The sequence below is a fragment of the Xylanimonas allomyrinae genome, from assembly GCF_004135345.1.
Lineage (GTDB): Bacteria > Actinomycetota > Actinomycetes > Actinomycetales > Cellulomonadaceae > Xylanimonas > Xylanimonas allomyrinae.
In genome coordinates this window covers 2,325,797-2,342,275 of record NZ_CP035495.1, presented here as the reverse complement: position 1 = coordinate 2,342,275, position 16,479 = coordinate 2,325,797, and the positions used below count along the sequence as shown (strand labels likewise).

Sequence of the window (16,479 nt, the reverse complement as noted above, 5' to 3'; positions counted from 1 at the left end):
CCGGCCTCACGGTGTGACGGGTGTGCTCGCCGAGCTCGTCGCAGGAAGGAGGATGCGGACCACGAGACCGCCGCCTTCCGGCGACCGCGTCTCGACGTGCCCGCCGTGCGCCCCGACGATCGCGGCGACGATCGCCAGCCCGAGCCCCGACCCACCCGACTCGCGGTTGCGCGACGAGTCGGCGCGGTAGAACCGCTCGAACATGCGCGCGGCCTGCTCGGGCGTCACGCCCGGCCCGTGGTCGCGCACCTCGAGCACGACGCTCTCCCGGCCCGCGGGCGCGTCGTCGAGAGTGGTGCCGAGCGCGATCTGCGCAGCCGTGCCCTCCGGCGTGTGCCGTGCGACGTTGCCGACCAGGTTGGTCAGCACCTGGCGCAGCCGGTCGGCGTCGCCCGTCACCACGAGCGACGACGGCGGTGCGGGGACGCCGGCGTCGCCCGAGCCGCCGAGCCCGACGACGGTCACGGTGCGGGTGCGGTCGAGCGCGCGCAGGTCCTGGGCGGCGTCGTCGGCCATCGCCACGAGGTCGACGAGCTCGGAGCGCAGCGGACGGCCCTCGTCCATGCGGGCAAGCTCGAGCAGGTCGTTGACCAGCGTGCCCATGCGGCGCGCGGCGTCCTCGATGCGGCCCATCGTGTCGTCGACCTTGTCGCCCGTGTCGAGCGCGCCCATGCGGTACAGCTCGCCGTAGCCGCGGATCGTGGCCAGCGGTGTGCGCAGCTCGTGGCTCGCGTCCGAGACGAAGCGGTGCATGCGCCGCTCGGACTCCTCGCGCACGGCGAACGCGCGCTCGATATGGGCGAGCATCGCGTTGAGCGACATCCCGAGCGAACCGACCTCGGTGGTCGGCGGGCCCGCGGAGACGCGGCGGGCCATGTCGCCCGCGGCGATCGCGGCCGCCGTCGCCTCGATCTCCTGCAGGGGACGCAGGGATCGCCGCACCAGGAGCCATGCCGCGGCCGCCCCGAGCATCACGATGCTCGCGCCGACCAGGAGGAGCGTCCGGGCCAGCAAGGCCGACGCGTCCTGGACCTGGGACAGCGGCCGGGCGACGAACACGGCGACCTGCGACGGCGGGAACGTGTCGGTGAGCGGCGCGATCACCGCGCGCACCCGCCACTGCGTCGGGTGCGTTCCCCCGCTCGACCTGACCGTGAAGGGCTCGCCACCGCGGGCCCGGACGGCGTCGAACGACATCGCCGGGATCTGAGGTTCGCCGTTGAACGCGACCGTCGGCGCCCAGGTGAACGCCGGCGGGCCCTCGGTCGCGGACGTGCGGACCAGCACGTAGTAGTCCGACGGCGCCGAGCGCGCGGTGGTGACCGTGCCCACGAGCGCGTTCAGGTTGCTGCTGGTGCGCTGGAGCTGGTCGTCGACCTGGCTGATGAGGAAGCGCGAGACGATCGTCTGCGTCGCGAACGATGCCGCAACCAGCCCCGCCGCGAGCAGCACCGCGATGACGGCGACAAGACGCGCGCGCAGCGGGACGTGGCCGAGCCAGTCGTTGAGCTGGGTCAGCAGGCCACCCCCGGGCGGCGTCTCGTCTCCGCCGCTCGCGGAGGTCCCCCCGGGAACCTCCGCGAGCGCCACGGTCGTGACCTTCGTCGCGCCTTCCCCAGCCACGTCAGACGCGCGCGACCTGCGGTGCCCGCAGCAGGTAGCCGATGCCTCGCTTGGTGTGGATCAGCGGCGGCAGCGCCTGGTCGACGCCGTCGGCGTCGGGCAGCTTGAGAGCGTCGATCTTGCGGCGCAGGTAGGAGATGTAGGACTCGACGATGTTCGCGTCCCCGCCCCAGTCGTACTGCCACACGTGGTCGAGGATCTGCGCCTTCGACAGCACGCGGCCCGAGTTGAGCATGAGGTAGCGCAGCAGCTTGAACTCGGTGGGGGACAGGTCGACCTCGACGCCGGCGCGGCGCACCTCGTGCGAGTCCTCGTCGAGCTCGAGGTCGCCCACGCGCAGCACGCCGTCGTCCACGGGCAGGGCAGCGTTGGTGCGGCGCAGCACCGCACGGATGCGGGCCACGACCTCTTCGAGCGAGAACGGCTTGGTGACGTAGTCGTCGCCGCCGACCGTCAGCCCCTGGACCTTGTCCTGCGTGTCGTCCTTGGCTGTGAGGAACAGCACGGGTGTGTGGCGGCCCGTCTCGCGCATGCGACGGGTCACGGCGAACCCGTCCATGTCGGGCAGCATCACGTCGAGCACGACCAGGTCGGGCTCGAGATCGCGGACGAGCTGGAGTGCGCTCTGGCCGTCGCCTGCGGCGTGGACCTCGAAACCGGCGAACCGGAGGGACGTGGACAGCAGCTCGCGGATGTTGGGCTCGTCGTCCACGACGACGAGTCGCGCCTCTGGGGTGGCAGTGGTGCTCATGGGGTCAGTGTGCGTCCGATCGCTGGATGCTGCCTGGGAAGTGTCCTGAGTGTCGTCTGAGTGAACCTCCGACCCGCGCTGTCTGCCGCCCGGGCGTCTCAGAGGTAGCGCAGCGGGTCGAACTCGTCGAGCGGGATGATCCTGACACGTGGCAGCAGCGTCGTGAAGGCGTCGGCGTCGCCCTCGAGATCGAAGGTCTCGAGCCCGCGCGTGCCCAGCTCGGCGAACCGTGCGTTGACGAACTCGCGGAACGCCAGGAGGCCCACGCGCCTGCCCTCACCCAGCAGGGCCTCGATCTGGGGCAGGAAGTCCCCGTCATGGCTCGCGAGCATCACGTCGCCGTCACGGGTCGCGAGCGCGTCCAGCGTGCGCTGGATACCGACGTCGACGACCTTCTCGGTGCCGTTGCCCGCAAGCGGGATGGGGCGGTAGCCCATCGCGAGCAGCGCCTGCACGAACGGCATCGGCATCTGCCCGCTCGTCGCGTTGAGGAAGAAGAGGGGGACGACGTCCTGCCCCCACACCTTGTGCGCGAACCCCGTGACCCGGTCCCAGCGGGGTCGCTCGTCCGGGCTCGGGCGGCGGTTCAGCACGTTCATGCCGAGTGTCGCGTCGATGTTCTCGCCGTCGACGAGCAGGTAGGTCTTGCGGCCGACGGGCTCGGCGCCCGGCGTGGGGGCGTGCAGCTGGGACATGCGGTCAGCCTAAGCGCGCGCACGGCCCCTCTGCAGGTCCCACGCGTCGGACGAGAAGGAGTTCCCTGCGAATCGTTGCGCGCAGGTACGGTGTCTCGCTGTGACTGTGCAACCTGTGGAGCTTCAGAGCGGCCCCGGGCCGGGGGTGCCGGCGAGCCGGCGCCCCGGGTGACCGTGCTGCAGCACTCCGCCGACGTGCCCCTCGGCCTGCTGGGTGCCGCCCTCGGGGACCGTGTCCGCCTCGTGCGCCTCGACCTCGGTGAGCCGGTGCCGCCGCTCGACGCCGTCGGCGCCGGCCTCGTGGTGCTCGGCGGCCACATGTCGGCGTACGACGACGACGTGGCCCCCTGGCTCCCGGCGACGCGGGCGCTCCTGGCGGACGCCGCGACGGGTGGTGTCCCCACGCTCGGGATCTGCCTGGGGGCCCAGCTGCTGGCCGTGGCCTGCGGCGGCACCGTCGCCGTCGCGGCGCCGCCCGGACGCGAGGCCGGCGTCATCGGCGTGCGCTGGCGCGCCGGGGCGTCGTCGGACCCGGTGCTCGGACCGGTCGTCGCGGCTGCGCGCGACGGCGTGACGAGCGCGGTGAGCATGCACGCCGACGCCGTGTCCGAGCTGCCGCCGGGTGCGAGCTGGCTCGGCTGGTCGGAGCAGTACCCGTACCAGGCGTTCCGGGTGGGCTCGGCGCTCGGGGTGCAGTTCCACCCGGAGGCGGGCAAGTCGATCGCTCTCGGCTGGGCGCGCGTCCACGACGACGTCGACACCCACGCCGTCGACGAGCAGCTCACCGCCGCGGGCGCGGACCTGGCGACGCTGGTCATCGGCCTGGGCCGCGCCTTCGCCGCTCAGGTCGACGCCGTCGACCCCGGCTGACCGGCGGGCGGCCCGGCCTCCGCGAACGTGCCGGGCACGACGCCCCACGGACGGCGCCGGGCCAGGAGCGACCCGCGTGGGCACGGGGGCCGACGTCGCGCGGCCCCGGCCCGCAGGGGACCGGGGCCGCGCGACGTCGCTCGGGCCGGGGACGGGCTCGCTCGCGGAGGGTGAGACGTCGGTGACCGGCTCCCGCCCGTCGCAGGCGCGGGCGGGTCAGTCGAGGGGAGCGGCCTCCGACGGGGTGACCACGGTCGGTGCGATCTGGGCGGCAGGGGCGGTGCCGGCCTTGAGGGCGGCCAGGCGTGCCTCCAGCTCGATCTCGTCGTCGGACTTGGCGAGCTCCTCGAACTGGGCGTCGAGCGACGACGCAGCGATCTCTGCCTGGCCGATCGCCTTGGCCTCCTCGCGGCGCACCGCGTCCTCGAACCGGCCGAGCTCGCTCGTCGGGTCGAGGACGTTGATCGAGCTGATCGCGGTCTGCACGGTCTGCTGCGCGGCAGCCGACTTCTGACGCGCCACGAGCGAGTCGCGTCGCGCCTTGAGGTCGCCCAGCTTGTCCTTCATCGCCGCCAGGCCCGTCTTGAGCTTGTCGACCGTCTCGCGCTGCGACTCGATCATCGGCTGCGCCTGCCGGACCTCGGACTCGGCGTCGAGCTGCTTGCGCAGGGCGACCTTGGCGAGCTGGTCGAACTTGTCGGCGTTGACGGTGTCGCCGGCCGCGCGGTACTCGTCGGCCTTGCGGGATGCGGCGAGCGCCTTGCCGCCCCATTCCCGGGAGGCCGAGACGTCCTCGTTGTAGTCCTGCTCCGCCAGGCGCAGGTTCCCGATCGTCTGGGCGATGGCCTGCTCGGCCTCCGCGATGTTGTTGGTGAAGTCGCGCACGAGCTGGTCCAGCATCTTCTGCGGGTCCTCGGCGCGGTCCAGCAGCGCGTTGATGTTGGCCTTCGTGAGCTGGGCGATGCGTCCGAGGACGCTCTGCTTCGCGGTCATGGGATGGTGCCTTCCTCGTCTCAGATCGTTCGTGCTCAGGAGAATCCGTGCCGCCGCGGCGCGGACGCCGGTCAGAACCTGCCGCCGCGCCCGCCGGAGCGGCCGCCGCCGAAACCGCCGCCCGACGAGCGCCCGCCGCCGAACCCGCTGCCACCGTAGCCGCCGCCGAATCCGCCCGAGCGCCCACGTCCGGCACCGCCGCCGATCCCTCCGCCGATCCCGCCGCCCGACCCGCGCAGGATCGAGTCGATGAGGATGCCGCCGAGCACCATTCCGCCGATGTTGGACCCGCCGCCGCCCTGCTGGCCCCAGCCGGAGACGTCGTTCTGGGCGAGCTGCGCGGCGGCCCGGGCGTGGCCCTCGGCCTCCTGCGCGCGGGCGAGCGCCGTCGACGGGTCGCTCGGCTGCAGCGCACGCGCCTCGCCGATGAGCCGGATGGCCTCGGCGAGCCGGGTGCGCGCGTCAGGGCCGACGGCCTGGCGGCGCGTCGAGATGAAGTCGTCCGTCGCCCGCACCTGCGACTCGACCCGGCCCAGCGTGTCGCGCAGCAGGGCGGCCGCGCGGGCGTCCGCCTCGGCCTTGGCGCGCGCCGGCTCGAGTGCCTTGTCGAGCGCGGCCTCGGCCGCGGTGAGCCGTGCGAGCGCGGCGAGCGGGTCGCCGCCCTGTCGCGCCGCCTGCGCCTGTGCGACCGCCTCGCGCGCCTCCGCCGTCGCCGGATCGACGGAGCCGTCGCCGGCGGCGGCGATGATCGGCGCGAGCCGCGCCGCGTCGGCGATGTCCTGCGTGATCGAGGCGACGCCCTTGTCGAGCCGGGGGCCGGCCTCGGCCAGGTCTTCGCCCGCGTGATCGACGGCGTCGAGCAGCCGCACGGCCTGACCGAGCGCGTTCTGCGCCCCGCGCGCCTGCGCGACGGCGGTGTTGCGGTCCTTCTTCGCCAGCGCGGCCCGGCCCAGCCCCACGCAGGTGCGCGCGCCCTCCACGAGCGCGGCCGCCTGGTCCGGGTTGCCCAGGACGGAGGCGAGCGCGGACTGCGGGTAGGTGGCCGACAACGTCACGAGCGCCTGCTGCGACAGCGCGACGCGCGCCGTGAGCTCGTCGGCGCGCTGCGCGGTCTCGTCGAGCACCTGAGGGGCCCGCTCCGCGAGCTTGCGCAGCTCGTCGAACGACTGCGTCTGCGCGTCGAGCGCGTCGGCCGCGCCGTCGACGAGCGTGATGATCTGGGCCAGCCACTGGCGGCGCTGGGCCTCGGGGTCCGGCGTCTCGTCGTCGAGGTGCTGGCGCAGCACGAACGCCTGCGAGACGCTCTCCTTGGCCTGCGCGAGGACCCGCTGGAACTCGGTGGTCGGCTCGAGGCCGAACTCGGCCTGGGCGAAGCCGAGCTCCTGCTCGGACGTCTTGAGCGCGTCGTCGATCGCGACCAGCGCGGTCGCGGCCCGCTTCTCGAGCTCCTCGGTGGACAGGCGTGCGAGCTCGTCCTGGCTCGTCGCGGCCTGCTGCCCGGCCGCCTTGCGCCGGTGCCGCCACCACAGCCAGCCACCCACGCCGCCCACCACGACGACGGCGCCGCCGAGCGCGAGGGGAGCGCCCGCCCCGCCGGCGCCCGAGGTGCCGCCGATGCCGACGATGGCGTCGGCCGCGGCGATCGCGGCGGCGCCCCAGTCGCCCTCGCCCTCGGGGGCGTTGGCCGCCGCGCGGAGCTTGTCGGTCGCGGCGTTCTCGATGGCATCGATGTTCTGCGGGGTCAGGTCGACGTTGTTGTCGACCGACAGGCCGAACGAGCGGTCGCCCGTCGCGACCGTCAGGAGGATGTCGTGAAGACCCAGGTGCGCCGCGGTGGCCGTCTGGTTCGCCCAGCTCCGGCCGTCCAGCGTGTCGAACGAGTCGACGTAGACCACGAACAGGCGGAACGTCGTCTCGTCGGCAACGCGGTCGAGCGCCGCCTGGACGTCGGCCGTGCGGTCGCCCAGCACCCCCACGCGGTCCGTGATCTCGCCGTCGAGGTCCGCGAGCGGCTGCTCCGCGTGCGCCACGCCGAGCAGCGTCGGCGCGACGCCGTCGGGCACGAGCGCGGGGGCGAGCGCGAGCGCGCCTCCCAGCAGGGCGACGGCGATGGCAGCGAGGAATGCGGGCACGCGGCGCGGCGTGCCCGTGACGGCGTGGCTCACGCTCTCGATCGTGCCGTGCGGGGCAGGGCGACGCAATCGGGGTGAACGGGAATCGCCCGGTCTGCGGGCGCGATAAGTCCGTCGTGACAGGCGGTCCCTGCCCTGGTGAGAGGGCACCAGGGGCGTTCTGGCGCGCCGCCGGGCCCCGGGTTCGGGTCTCCAGCCGGTGCGACACGCGGTGTGCGACGGCGGACGGGGACCCCGGCCCGGTGTGCCCCGGGTGGTCACCACGCGCCGCGGCCTCGCGCTACACCGGCTCCAGGTCCTCCGCGTCCACGATCCGGTAGGCGTAGCCCTGCTCGGCGAGGAAGCGCTGCCGGTGGGCCGCGAAGTCCTGGTCGACCGTGTCGCGGGAGACGACGGCGTAGAAGTGCGCGGTGCGCCCGTCCTGCTTGGGCCGCATGACGCGGCCGAGCCGCTGCGCCTCCTCCTGCCGCGACCCGAACGACCCGGAGACCTGGATGGCCACGGACGCCTCGGGCAGGTCGATCGAGAAGTTGGCGACCTTGCTCACCACGAGCCGCGAGATCTCGCCCGAGCGGAACGCGTCGAACAGGCGCTGCCGCTCGCGCACCGTCGTCGCGCCCGTGATCAGGGGCGCGTCGAGGTGCGCGGACAGCTCGTCGAGCTGGTCGAGGTACTGCCCGATGACCAGGATCTGGTCGTCGGGGTGCTGTGCGACGATCTGCTCGACCACGCGGTTCTTGCCCGACGCCGTCGCCGCGAGCCGGTACTTGTCCTCCGGCTCGGCGACGGCATACGTCATGCGGTCGCTCTCGGGAAGCGTGAGCCGCACCTCGACGCAGTCGGCCGGGGCGATGTACCCCTGCGCCTCGATGTCCTTCCACGGGGCGTCGTACCGCTTGGGGCCGATGAGGCTGAAGACCTCGTCCTCGCGGCCGTCCTCCCGGACCAGGGTCGCCGTCAGCCCGAGACGCCGGCGGGCCTGCAGGTCCGCCGTCATGCGGAAGATCGGGGCGGGCAGCAGGTGGACCTCGTCGTAGACGATGAGGCCCCAGTCGCGGGCGTCGAGCAGCTCCAGGTGCGCGTAGACGCCGCGGCGCTTGGTGGTGAGCACCTGGTAGGTGGCGATCGTGACCGGCTTGATCTCCTTGCGGGTGCCCGAGTACTCGCCGATCTCGTCCTCGGTGAGCGTGGTGCGGCGCACCAGCTCGTCCTTCCACTGCCGGGCGGAGACGGTGTTGGTGACGAGGATGAGCGTCGTCGTGCCCGACTTGGCCATCGCGCCGGCGCCGACGATGGTCTTGCCCGCCCCGCACGGCAGGACGACGACGCCCGAGCCGCCGAACCAGAACGTGTCGACGGCCTGCGCCTGGTAGGGGCGCATCTCCCAGGGCTTGGCCGGGCCGGTCTCACCGGTGCGAGGCGTCGCCACCGGGGACAGCGCGATCGGGTGCTTCTCGCCGTCGACGTAGCCCGCCAGGTCCTCGGCCGGCCAGCCGAGCTTGACCAGCACCTGCTTGAGGTGCCCGCGCTCGGAGGGGTGGACGGCCACGGTCTCGTCGTCGATGCGGTCGCCCAGCAGCCCGGAGGTGCGCCGGGACTTGAGCACCTCGGCGAGCACCGCCTTGTCGGAGGCCTGGAGCACCAGCCCGTGCGTGGGGTGCGCGTGCAGCGTCAGGCGCCCGTAGCGCGACATGGTCTCGGCGACGTCGACCAGCAGCGCATGCGGCACGGGGTAGCGCGAGAACTCGATGAGCGTGTTGACGACCTGCTCGGCGTCGTGCCCCGCGGCGCGCGCGTTCCACAGGCCGAGGCTGGTCAACCGGTAGGTGTGGACGTGCTCGGGAGCCCGCTCCAGCTCGGCGAACGGAGCGATCGCCCGACGGCACTGGTCGGCGAGGGGATGCTCGACCTCCAGGAGCAGCGACTTGTCCGACTGCACGATCAAGGGTCCGTCGGCCATGCGGCGTCCTTCCGAGGAGGGTGGGTGACGCGTGCCGCCCGCGGCGGGACGCGGGCGGTGTCGTGTGGGTCAGGAGTCGTCCGGGTCGACGCGGGCGATGCGGTGGACCGCGATCGTCAGCTCGGCGGCACGTTGCGGGTCGAGGGCGCGCAGGCGGCCCGCCTCCACGCGCAGGGGCCGCACGCGGCGCCGGATCGGGCGGCCGTGGCCGTCGACCAGCTCGAGCCACACATGGCCACCGTCACGGACGGCGTCGCGCAGCAGGGCCAACGCGTCACCCGGGACGGCTGTTCCCGTCGTGGCGCCCGACGACGCAGCCTTGGCCGCGGGTGCGCGGTCGCCGGGAGCACGGTCGCCGGGAGCACGATCGCCGGGAGCGCGGTCACCTGGTGCACGGTCGCCGGGAGCGCGCGGCGGCGCCGGCGTGCCCAGGCGCGCACCGGCCTCGCCCGTCGCCGTCGAGGCGAACGGCGAGCGCCGCCCCTCGCCGTCGGCGACGCGCAGCCGCTCCACGAGCGCACGGCGCTCGCCGTCCGACGTCGGGGCCCCGGCCGCCGCATACGGTGACCGGACCCCGCGCCCGCCGCCGCGTTCGAGGCGCGGCGGGCGGCCCCACCGGCCGAGCGGGCGTCCGTCGGGTCCTTCGAGCGCGGCCAGCAGCCCACGCTGCCGCAGCGCCGCGTGCAGCCGCGCCGCGGGGACCGCGGCGGCGACGACCGTGGGCGCGAGGCGCACCAGCCCGAGGTCGGCCACGCGAGGGTCCTCGACGAGGCCCGCGAGCACGGTCGGGTCGGTTGCCCGCACGTACGACCCGGCCGCGCCGACACGCAGCGCGGCGTGCCGGCGAGCGGTGTCGCGCACGAGGTAGTCGAGCGGCTGCGGCACCGGCACCGGGGACCGGCGCGCGAGCTCGGCGAGCAGCTCGTCGGCGGTGTCGCCTGCGTCGAGCGCTCGCGTGACCGAGGCCGGCGTGAAGCGGACCGTCGTCGCGGCTCCGCGCGACTCGACGTCGGCGACGCGCTCGACCAGCGCGGCCAGCTCGCGCGAGGGCCGCCCGGGCACGATGCCCGTGAGGTCGCCCTGGAGCAGCACCTCCTCGACGGCCGGCGCGAGGATCGTGCCCAGCGCCCCGCCGAGCACCGCCTCGGCGTCGTGCGCGTCGCCCGGGTCGGTGGCGTCGAGCAGCGCGAGCACCGCCCGCCCCGTCGCGGCGAGCGCCCCCGCGCCGGTCACGCCCAGCAGCGCGGCCTCCCGCAGGAGCCCCACGACGGCCGCCTCGGGCGGCACCGCCCGTGGCGTGCGCCAGGTGAGGTCGGCGACGACGTCGGGCGCACGCACGGTCCGCCCGGGCAGAGCGCCGAGCGCCGTGAGCACCTGGGCGCGCAGGCGCGGGACCCAGCCGCGGCTCAGGTCGGAGCTCAGCGGGGCCCGGACGTTCCCCTTGTCGTCGCGCGTCCCGGCGAGCCACGGGGTGCGCCGGCTGCCCGCCCAGGCGGCGGCCAGCACGCCCCAGCGCTCGGCCGTGCCGGCGTCGTCCCACTCGTCGGCGCGCGTCGTCGGCACGTACGACGGCGGGGTGTCGCCGTCGGCCCGTGGCGACCGGTCGTCGCCCCAGGCCGCGCGGCGTGACGAGCGGGCGCCGCCGTCGTCGTCGACGAGCCCCGCGGTGGCCGCCAGCTCGACGACGGCGGCGGTCGTCGCCTCGTCGGCGCCGAGCGCCTGCGCGGTGCGGCGCAGGTCGCGCACGCCGACGCCACCGGCGCGCAGGACGGGCGGTGGCGCGTCCTGCCACGTGCGCAGGAGGGCGTCGACCAGGCGGACCGCCTCGACGGCCGCGGCCGCCGCCTCGGCGTCGGCGGTCGCGGACTCGACGGGGCGGGCGCCGTCGGGGACCGGGGGTCGCAGCCGCGGGCTCGCGTGGGTGCGGCCGCCGCGCAGCGCCAGGCCGACCTCGCGCGGCAGCACGACGGTGCCACCCCCGCCCTCGGCGAGCAGGCCGGCCGCGAGCAGCGCGCGCACGGCCCGGTGCGCGGCCGTGCCGGCCGTGGGCAGGGTGCCGACGGGAGTGCCCCAGGCGAGCGCGTCGAGAACCTCGCGGGCACCCGGCTCCAGCGCCGGTTCCGGCGCCGGCTCCGGCGCCGACGCGGACGGACGGAGGGCCTGGAGGGTGTCCGGGGAGGGCCGGGGGCCGGGCGTGACGGCGGCCGCGGGGCCCAGGCCCGCCGGGTAGGGGCCCAGGGCCTCGGCCAGGCCGGGCGCCGCGCGCAGCGACCCGTCCGCGCCCGGCGACCACAGCAGGGCGTGCGCCCGTGCCTGGGCGACGAGCCGCGCGACGGCGGCCGCGTCGTCGGCGTCGGTGGCGCCGACGGCCGCCGCGACGTCGTCGACACGGACGGCGGGCATGACCTCCTCGAGCGCGAGCACGGCCTCGAGCACCTGGAGGGTGGGCGTGTCGGCCTGCGCGAGCGCCCGGTCGAGCGACGTGCGTGAGGACGCGCGCGCCGCGAGCGAACGCAGCGTCGACGGCGAGGGCGAGGCCAGGTCCGGGCGCGCTCGCAGCAGCGCGACGAGGGCGTCGTCGGGCAGGGCGCGCACGGCGTCGGAGAAGGAGGCCATCTCGTCGATGCTACGCGGGCGGGAGCGGCGCGCGGAGCCGTCCGGTGCTCGGCGCGGTGGACGGGAGCGGTGGACAGGAACGGCACATGGACGGCCCGCGGGGGCACGGGCCGGTAGCCTTGTGGCGCGGCCCGGTGGCGGGCCGCTTCCGTACGTCCCACCCGGGACCTGGAACGTCACGAGCAGCAACGAGAACGAGGTCACGGTGCCTACCGGCAAGGTCAAGTGGTTCGACGCGGAACGCGGGTTCGGCTTCATCGCCGGCGACGACGGTGGCGAGGTCTTCCTGCACGCGTCCGCCCTGCCGGCGGACGCCGCCAGCCCCAAGCCTGGGACGCGGGTCGACTACGGCGTGGCCGACGGCCGGCGTGGTCCGTCCGCGCTCGCCGTCACGGTGCTCGACGCCGCCCCGTCGGTCGCGAAGGCCAAGCGCAAGGCGCCGGCCGAGATGGCGACCATCGTCGAGGACCTCATCAAGGTGCTCGACCGCGTGGGCGACTCGCTCAAGCACGGCCGCTACCCCGACGACAAGGCCGGCGAGCGCGTCGCCAAGCTGTTGCGCGCCGTGGCCGACGACCTCGAAGCCTGAGGGACAATACCCCAGTGACTGCTGCCGCCGACGCCCCGGCCCGTCCCCGTCGCACGACCGGCCGCCCCGCCAAGGAGGTGGTGCTGGTCGGCGCCGTCGAGCTCGCGCGCGCCGCCGCGGTCGAGGTCGCGGAGTCGGCGTCCGACGTCGGCGAGCACCTCGGTGCCGTCGTCGACGGCGAACGCCTGGTCTCGCACCGCTTCACCGCGGCGATGAAGGGCTACCACGGCTGGTCCTGGGTCGTGACGCTCGCGCGCGTGCCGCGCGGACGCAACGCCACGGTGTGCGAGGTCGAGCTGCTGCCGGGCGACGAAGCGCTGCTCGCACCCGAGTGGCTGCCCTGGGCCGAACGGCTGCGGCCGGGCGACATCGGCCCTGGCGACGTGCTGCCCTTCAGGCCCGACGACCCGCGGCTCGAACCGGGGTACACGCCGACGGGCGACCCGGAGGTCGACGCGGTCGCGATCGAGGAGCTCGCGCTGGCCCGCCAGCGCGTGCTGTCCCCCTTCGGGCGCGAGGAGACCGCGCAGCGCTGGTACCGCGGATCGCGCGGCCCGACGTCCGCGACCGCCGTCGCATCGGCCGCGGAGTGCCTGTCGTGCGGCTACCTCGTGCCGCTCAGCGGCTCGCTGGGTCAGCTGTTCGGGGTGTGCGCGAACGCGTGGTCGCCCGACGACGGCAAGGTCGTCTCGCTCGACCACGGCTGCGGCGCCCACTCGGAGACCGACGTGGAGCCCGGCCCGTCCGACTGGCCCGCCGCCGACCCGCTGATCGACGAGACGACGCTGGAGCTGGTCCCCCCGGCCGCGCCGGCCGAGACGCTTCCCCCGGCAGGCGCCGACGCCTCCGGCGCGGACGCGCCCCCCGCCCTCTCCCTGCCCGAGACGGCTCCCGAGGCGGAGTGACCGCCGACCCGTTCGGCACCGAGGCGCTGCGCGCCGCCGTCGTCGACGCGTGGCGGGCGTCACCGACCCGCCTGCGGGAGGACGCGAACCTCGAAGAGGACCACGCGCGCGGCTACTACCGCGACCGCGTCGTCGTCGAGCTGGCCCAGAACGCCGCCGACGCCGCCGCCCGCGCCGGCATCCCCGGCCGGGTCACGTTCCGCCTCGACGAGTCCGCCGACCCGCCGCGACTGACCGTCACCAACGTGGGCGCCCCGCTCGACGCGGACGGCGTCGCCTCCCTCGCGTCCCTGCGCGCGTCGTCGAAGGGCGCCGGCGACGTCGGCCGGTTCGGGGTCGGGTTCGCCGCCGTGCGCTCGGTGAGCGACGACGTCACGATCAGGTCCGCGACAGGCGGGGTCCGGTTCGCCGAGTCGCTGACCCGCGCCGAGCTCGCACGCCACGGACTCGGCGCGGGACCGCGTTCCAGCCGTCACGTCGCCGCGCTGCGCCTGCCCTTCCCCGCCGCGGCGACGCCGGGCGAGACCGTCGTCGAGCTGGCATTGCGCGACGGCACCGCCGTCGCCGCCGTGCGCGCCCAGCTCGACGCCGTCGACGACGCCCTGCTGCTCGCCCTGCCCGCGCTCGCGCAGGTCGTGGTCGAGACCGGGGCCGGGCGGCGCGTGCTCGACGACGTCGCCTCCCGGTGGACGATCCGCCGCGCCGTCGGCGAGCTGGCGCCCGCCGACGTCGCCGACCTGCCGTCCGAGCAGCGCCGCACCGCGTGGTCGCTGGTGTGGGCGCTGCCGCGAACCGGCGAGGCGGACCGTGCGGCCACCGCCAGGCCCGTGCTGCACGCCCCCACGCCGACGGACGTGCCCCTCACCTTCCCGGCCCTGCTCGTCGCGACGTTCCCCGTCGACCCCGGGCGCCGCCGTGTGCTGCCCGGGCCCGCGGCCGACCGCCTCGCCGCCGAGGCCGGGCGCGCATACGCGGCACTGCTCGCCGAGGTCTCCGCCGACCGCGGCGACAGGGCCCTCGCGCTCGTCCCCGGCGACCTGCCGGCAGGCGAGCTCGACGCCGCGATCCGGGAGTCCGCCGTCGACGCCCTGCGCACGACACCGCTGCTGCGTGCCGCGCCGCCGGGCGCCGGCCCGGCGGTCGGGGACCGGGTGGCACCGCAGGACGCCGTGCTCCTCGTGGGGCCGCCGGGCGAGGACGCCGCCGTCGCGGCCGCGCTCGGCACCGTGCCCCTCGCGGCACGGTTCCACACGACGGCGCGGCGCCTCGGCGCACGCGTCGTTCCCCTGGCCGACCTGCTCGACGACCTCCCGACGACGTCGCCGCCCGGGCGATGGCGGGCCGTCTACGCCGCGCTCGCCCCGCACGCCGGCGACGCCGCGGTGCGCGAGGCGCTCGCGGGCGTGCCCGTGCCGCTCGCGGACGGGCGCGTCGCGCACGGCGTGCGTGGCCTGGTGCTGCCCCCGGCCGGTGCCGGGGCCGCGAGCGGTGCCGCCGACGGCGCCCGCTCGCGGGCGGGCGCGGACGGCCACGCGCGCGGACCCGCCCCGGCGCTGAGGGCGGCCGAGACGCTCGGCGTCCGGATCGTGCACCCGGACGCCGCGCACGCCGTGCTCGAGCGGGTCGGGGCGGCGCCGTTCGACCCGCGCGCGATCCTCGCGGACCCTGCGGTGCGGTCGGTGGCGCTCGCGGCGGCCGAGGACGTGCTCGAGGGTGAGGGGTTCGGCGGCCCGGTCGCGGAGGGCGAGGGCGCGCGCGGTCGCGGGCCGGGCGAGGGGGGCCTGGGCGGGCGTGACCTCGGTGAGGGCGACGACGCGGCGGACGCCGACTGCGGAGCGGGCGACGCCGGGCCGGGCGCCGTCGTCGGTGCGGTGCTCGCGCTCGTGGGACTCGTGGGACTCGTGGGAGCGGTCGAGCGCACCGCGGGTGGCCGGGGCGACGGTGCCGACGGTGCCGACGGTGCCGGCGGTACCGAGAGTGCCGAGCCCGCCGACGATCTCGCGGACGCCCGGCCCGCGTCCGCGCGGGTGCCGTTCTGGGTGGGGGAGATGCCCGTGCGGGTCGAGGACGGCGAGGTGGCCGCCCTGCGGGAGACCGCGTTGCCCGGGTCGTGGGCCGCGCGGCACCTCGACGCGCTCGCCGTCGTCGACCAGCGCGAGGTCGAGGCGTTCGGCGCCGCGGCGCTGCACGCCGCCGGAGCGCATGCCGGGCTCGACGTGTACACGGTGCGGGACGCCCTCACCCCCGGGCCCGGCGACCAGCCGGGGCAGGCCGGCGAGGACGATCCCGCCGGGTGGCTCGCCGGATGGTCCGACTACCTCGCCGACCTTGCAGAACGCTGGGGGCCGGACGTGCTCCTCGACGAGCTCGACGCCGTCGCCGATCTCGACGCCGTCGCCGACGACGCGTGGCCCGGCGCGCTCGCCCGCATCGCCGCCGACCCCAGCCTGCGCCGCGCCCTGGTCGCCGCGCCACGACCGGGCACCGGTGCGCGCCGCGGTGCCGCGCCCGCGCCGTCGTACACGGCGTGGTGGCTGCGCCGGCACCTGGGCGCGCCGTTCGCGCTGCACGACGGCGTCCCGCTCCTGCCGCCCGTCCCGGACGCCGCCCGCGGTCTCGACGAGGGCATGCTGCGGGCGCTCGGCGGCGTCGGGTCGCTCGACGAGCCCGGCCCCGCCGACTGGCCCGCCGTGCTCGACGCGCTCCCCGACGCCGGGTCGCCGCTGCCGCTGCGGGACGCGCTCGCCGTCTGGCACGGCCTGACGGAGCTCGCCCGCCATCTCGACCCGGCCGCGCGCACGACGGCGCTGACCGCGCTGCCCGACCGCCTGCCCGCCGTGCGTGGCGAGGCCGTCGAGGTCGCCGACGCGGACGACGTCGTCGTGGCCCCCGGGATGCGCTGGGCCCAGCTCGGGCCGGTGGTCCCCGCGCCCGCCGGGGCCGAGGCGGCCCTCGCGGACCTGCTCGACCTGCCCGTCGCGCACGACGTGCGACCCGACGACCCCGCGGGGACGGACGTGCCCCTCGACCCGCGTGTCGTCGCGCTCGACGCGCGCCTGCCCACGCGGTGGCGGCGCCACGAACGACTCGAGGTGGGTGGCGTCGGCGTCGGGTACTGGGTGGCGGACGGCATCGCGCACGCCACCGACGAGGCGGGCCTGGCACGCGCCCTGGCCGACCTGCTCGGCGGCCCGCACCTGGCCGCACCCCTCGCGGCCGCCCTGGCCGCCCCGCACACCGCGACCGCGGTGTGGACCGCCCAGGCGTGGAGCCGCTGAGGCAGGCACGGCTTCTCGCAGGTGCGCTCGTGCCCGACGTCGGCGTGCGGGCCGGGGCCGTGCGTGA

At 76.1% G+C, this 16,479-nt stretch carries 11 protein-coding genes; 4 read left to right on the top strand and 7 right to left on the bottom strand.

Going from position 1 to position 16,479, the window contains the following annotated elements; genetic code table 11:
• Positions 1-6: 6 nt before the first annotated feature.
• The 3 genes from ET495_RS10655 to ET495_RS10645 form a co-directional block, all read right to left on the bottom strand.
• Entirely contained in the window at positions 7-1,590 is a 1,584-nt protein-coding gene (locus ET495_RS10655; RefSeq protein ID WP_129204795.1) for a sensor histidine kinase, read from the bottom strand.
• Positions 1,591-1,624: 34 nt separating this feature from the next.
• Positions 1,625-2,374 (bottom strand): response regulator transcription factor, encoded by a 750-nt coding sequence (locus ET495_RS10650; RefSeq protein ID WP_129204794.1) that lies wholly within the window; start codon positions 2,372-2,374, stop codon positions 1,625-1,627.
• Between the two features lie 98 nt (positions 2,375-2,472).
• Complete coding sequence (locus tag ET495_RS10645; protein ID WP_129204793.1) at positions 2,473-3,069, bottom strand: NYN domain-containing protein; 597 nt, start codon at positions 3,067-3,069, stop codon at positions 2,473-2,475.
• A 168-nt stretch (positions 3,070-3,237) separates the two neighbouring features.
• Here ET495_RS10645 and ET495_RS10640 point away from each other — a divergent pair, with 168 nt between their 5' ends.
• Positions 3,238-3,939 (top strand): type 1 glutamine amidotransferase, encoded by a 702-nt coding sequence (locus ET495_RS10640; RefSeq protein ID WP_129204792.1) that lies wholly within the window; start codon positions 3,238-3,240, stop codon positions 3,937-3,939.
• Between the two features lie 216 nt (positions 3,940-4,155).
• On the opposite strand, the gene ET495_RS10635 is transcribed toward ET495_RS10640, so the two are convergent.
• The 4 genes from ET495_RS10635 to ET495_RS10620 form a co-directional block, all read right to left on the bottom strand.
• Positions 4,156-4,932 (bottom strand): PspA/IM30 family protein, encoded by a 777-nt coding sequence (locus tag ET495_RS10635; protein ID WP_129204791.1) that lies wholly within the window; start codon positions 4,930-4,932, stop codon positions 4,156-4,158.
• Positions 4,933-5,003: 71 nt separating this feature from the next.
• The gene (locus ET495_RS10630) at positions 5,004-7,097 is read right to left on the bottom strand and encodes a TPM domain-containing protein (RefSeq protein ID WP_211340832.1); all 2,094 of its coding nucleotides are present in this window, start codon (positions 7,095-7,097) and stop codon (positions 5,004-5,006) included.
• A 247-nt stretch (positions 7,098-7,344) separates the two neighbouring features.
• Complete coding sequence (locus tag ET495_RS10625; RefSeq protein ID WP_129204790.1) at positions 7,345-9,024, bottom strand: DNA repair helicase XPB; 1,680 nt, start codon at positions 9,022-9,024, stop codon at positions 7,345-7,347.
• A 69-nt stretch (positions 9,025-9,093) separates the two neighbouring features.
• The gene (locus tag ET495_RS10620) at positions 9,094-11,640 is read right to left on the bottom strand and encodes a helicase-associated domain-containing protein (protein ID WP_129204789.1); all 2,547 of its coding nucleotides are present in this window, start codon (positions 11,638-11,640) and stop codon (positions 9,094-9,096) included.
• Positions 11,641-11,845: 205 nt separating this feature from the next.
• On the opposite strand from ET495_RS10620, the gene ET495_RS10615 reads away from it, so the two are divergent.
• From ET495_RS10615 to ET495_RS10605, 3 genes are read left to right on the top strand one after another with little or no spacing between them, the layout of a single operon-like run.
• The gene (locus ET495_RS10615; RefSeq protein ID WP_129204788.1) at positions 11,846-12,229 is read left to right on the top strand and encodes a cold-shock protein; all 384 of its coding nucleotides are present in this window, start codon (positions 11,846-11,848) and stop codon (positions 12,227-12,229) included.
• Between the two features lie 14 nt (positions 12,230-12,243).
• Positions 12,244-13,134 carry a DUF3027 domain-containing protein gene (locus ET495_RS10610; protein WP_129204787.1) on the top strand — a complete coding sequence of 297 codons (891 nt, stop codon included), beginning with the start codon at positions 12,244-12,246 and terminating at the stop codon, positions 13,132-13,134.
• Positions 13,131-16,412 carry a sacsin N-terminal ATP-binding-like domain-containing protein gene (locus tag ET495_RS10605; RefSeq protein WP_129204786.1) on the top strand — a complete coding sequence of 1,094 codons (3,282 nt, stop codon included), beginning with the start codon at positions 13,131-13,133 and terminating at the stop codon, positions 16,410-16,412. The genes ET495_RS10610 and ET495_RS10605 overlap by 4 nt, the downstream gene beginning before the upstream one ends.
• The last annotated feature ends 67 nt before the right edge of the window (positions 16,413-16,479 follow it).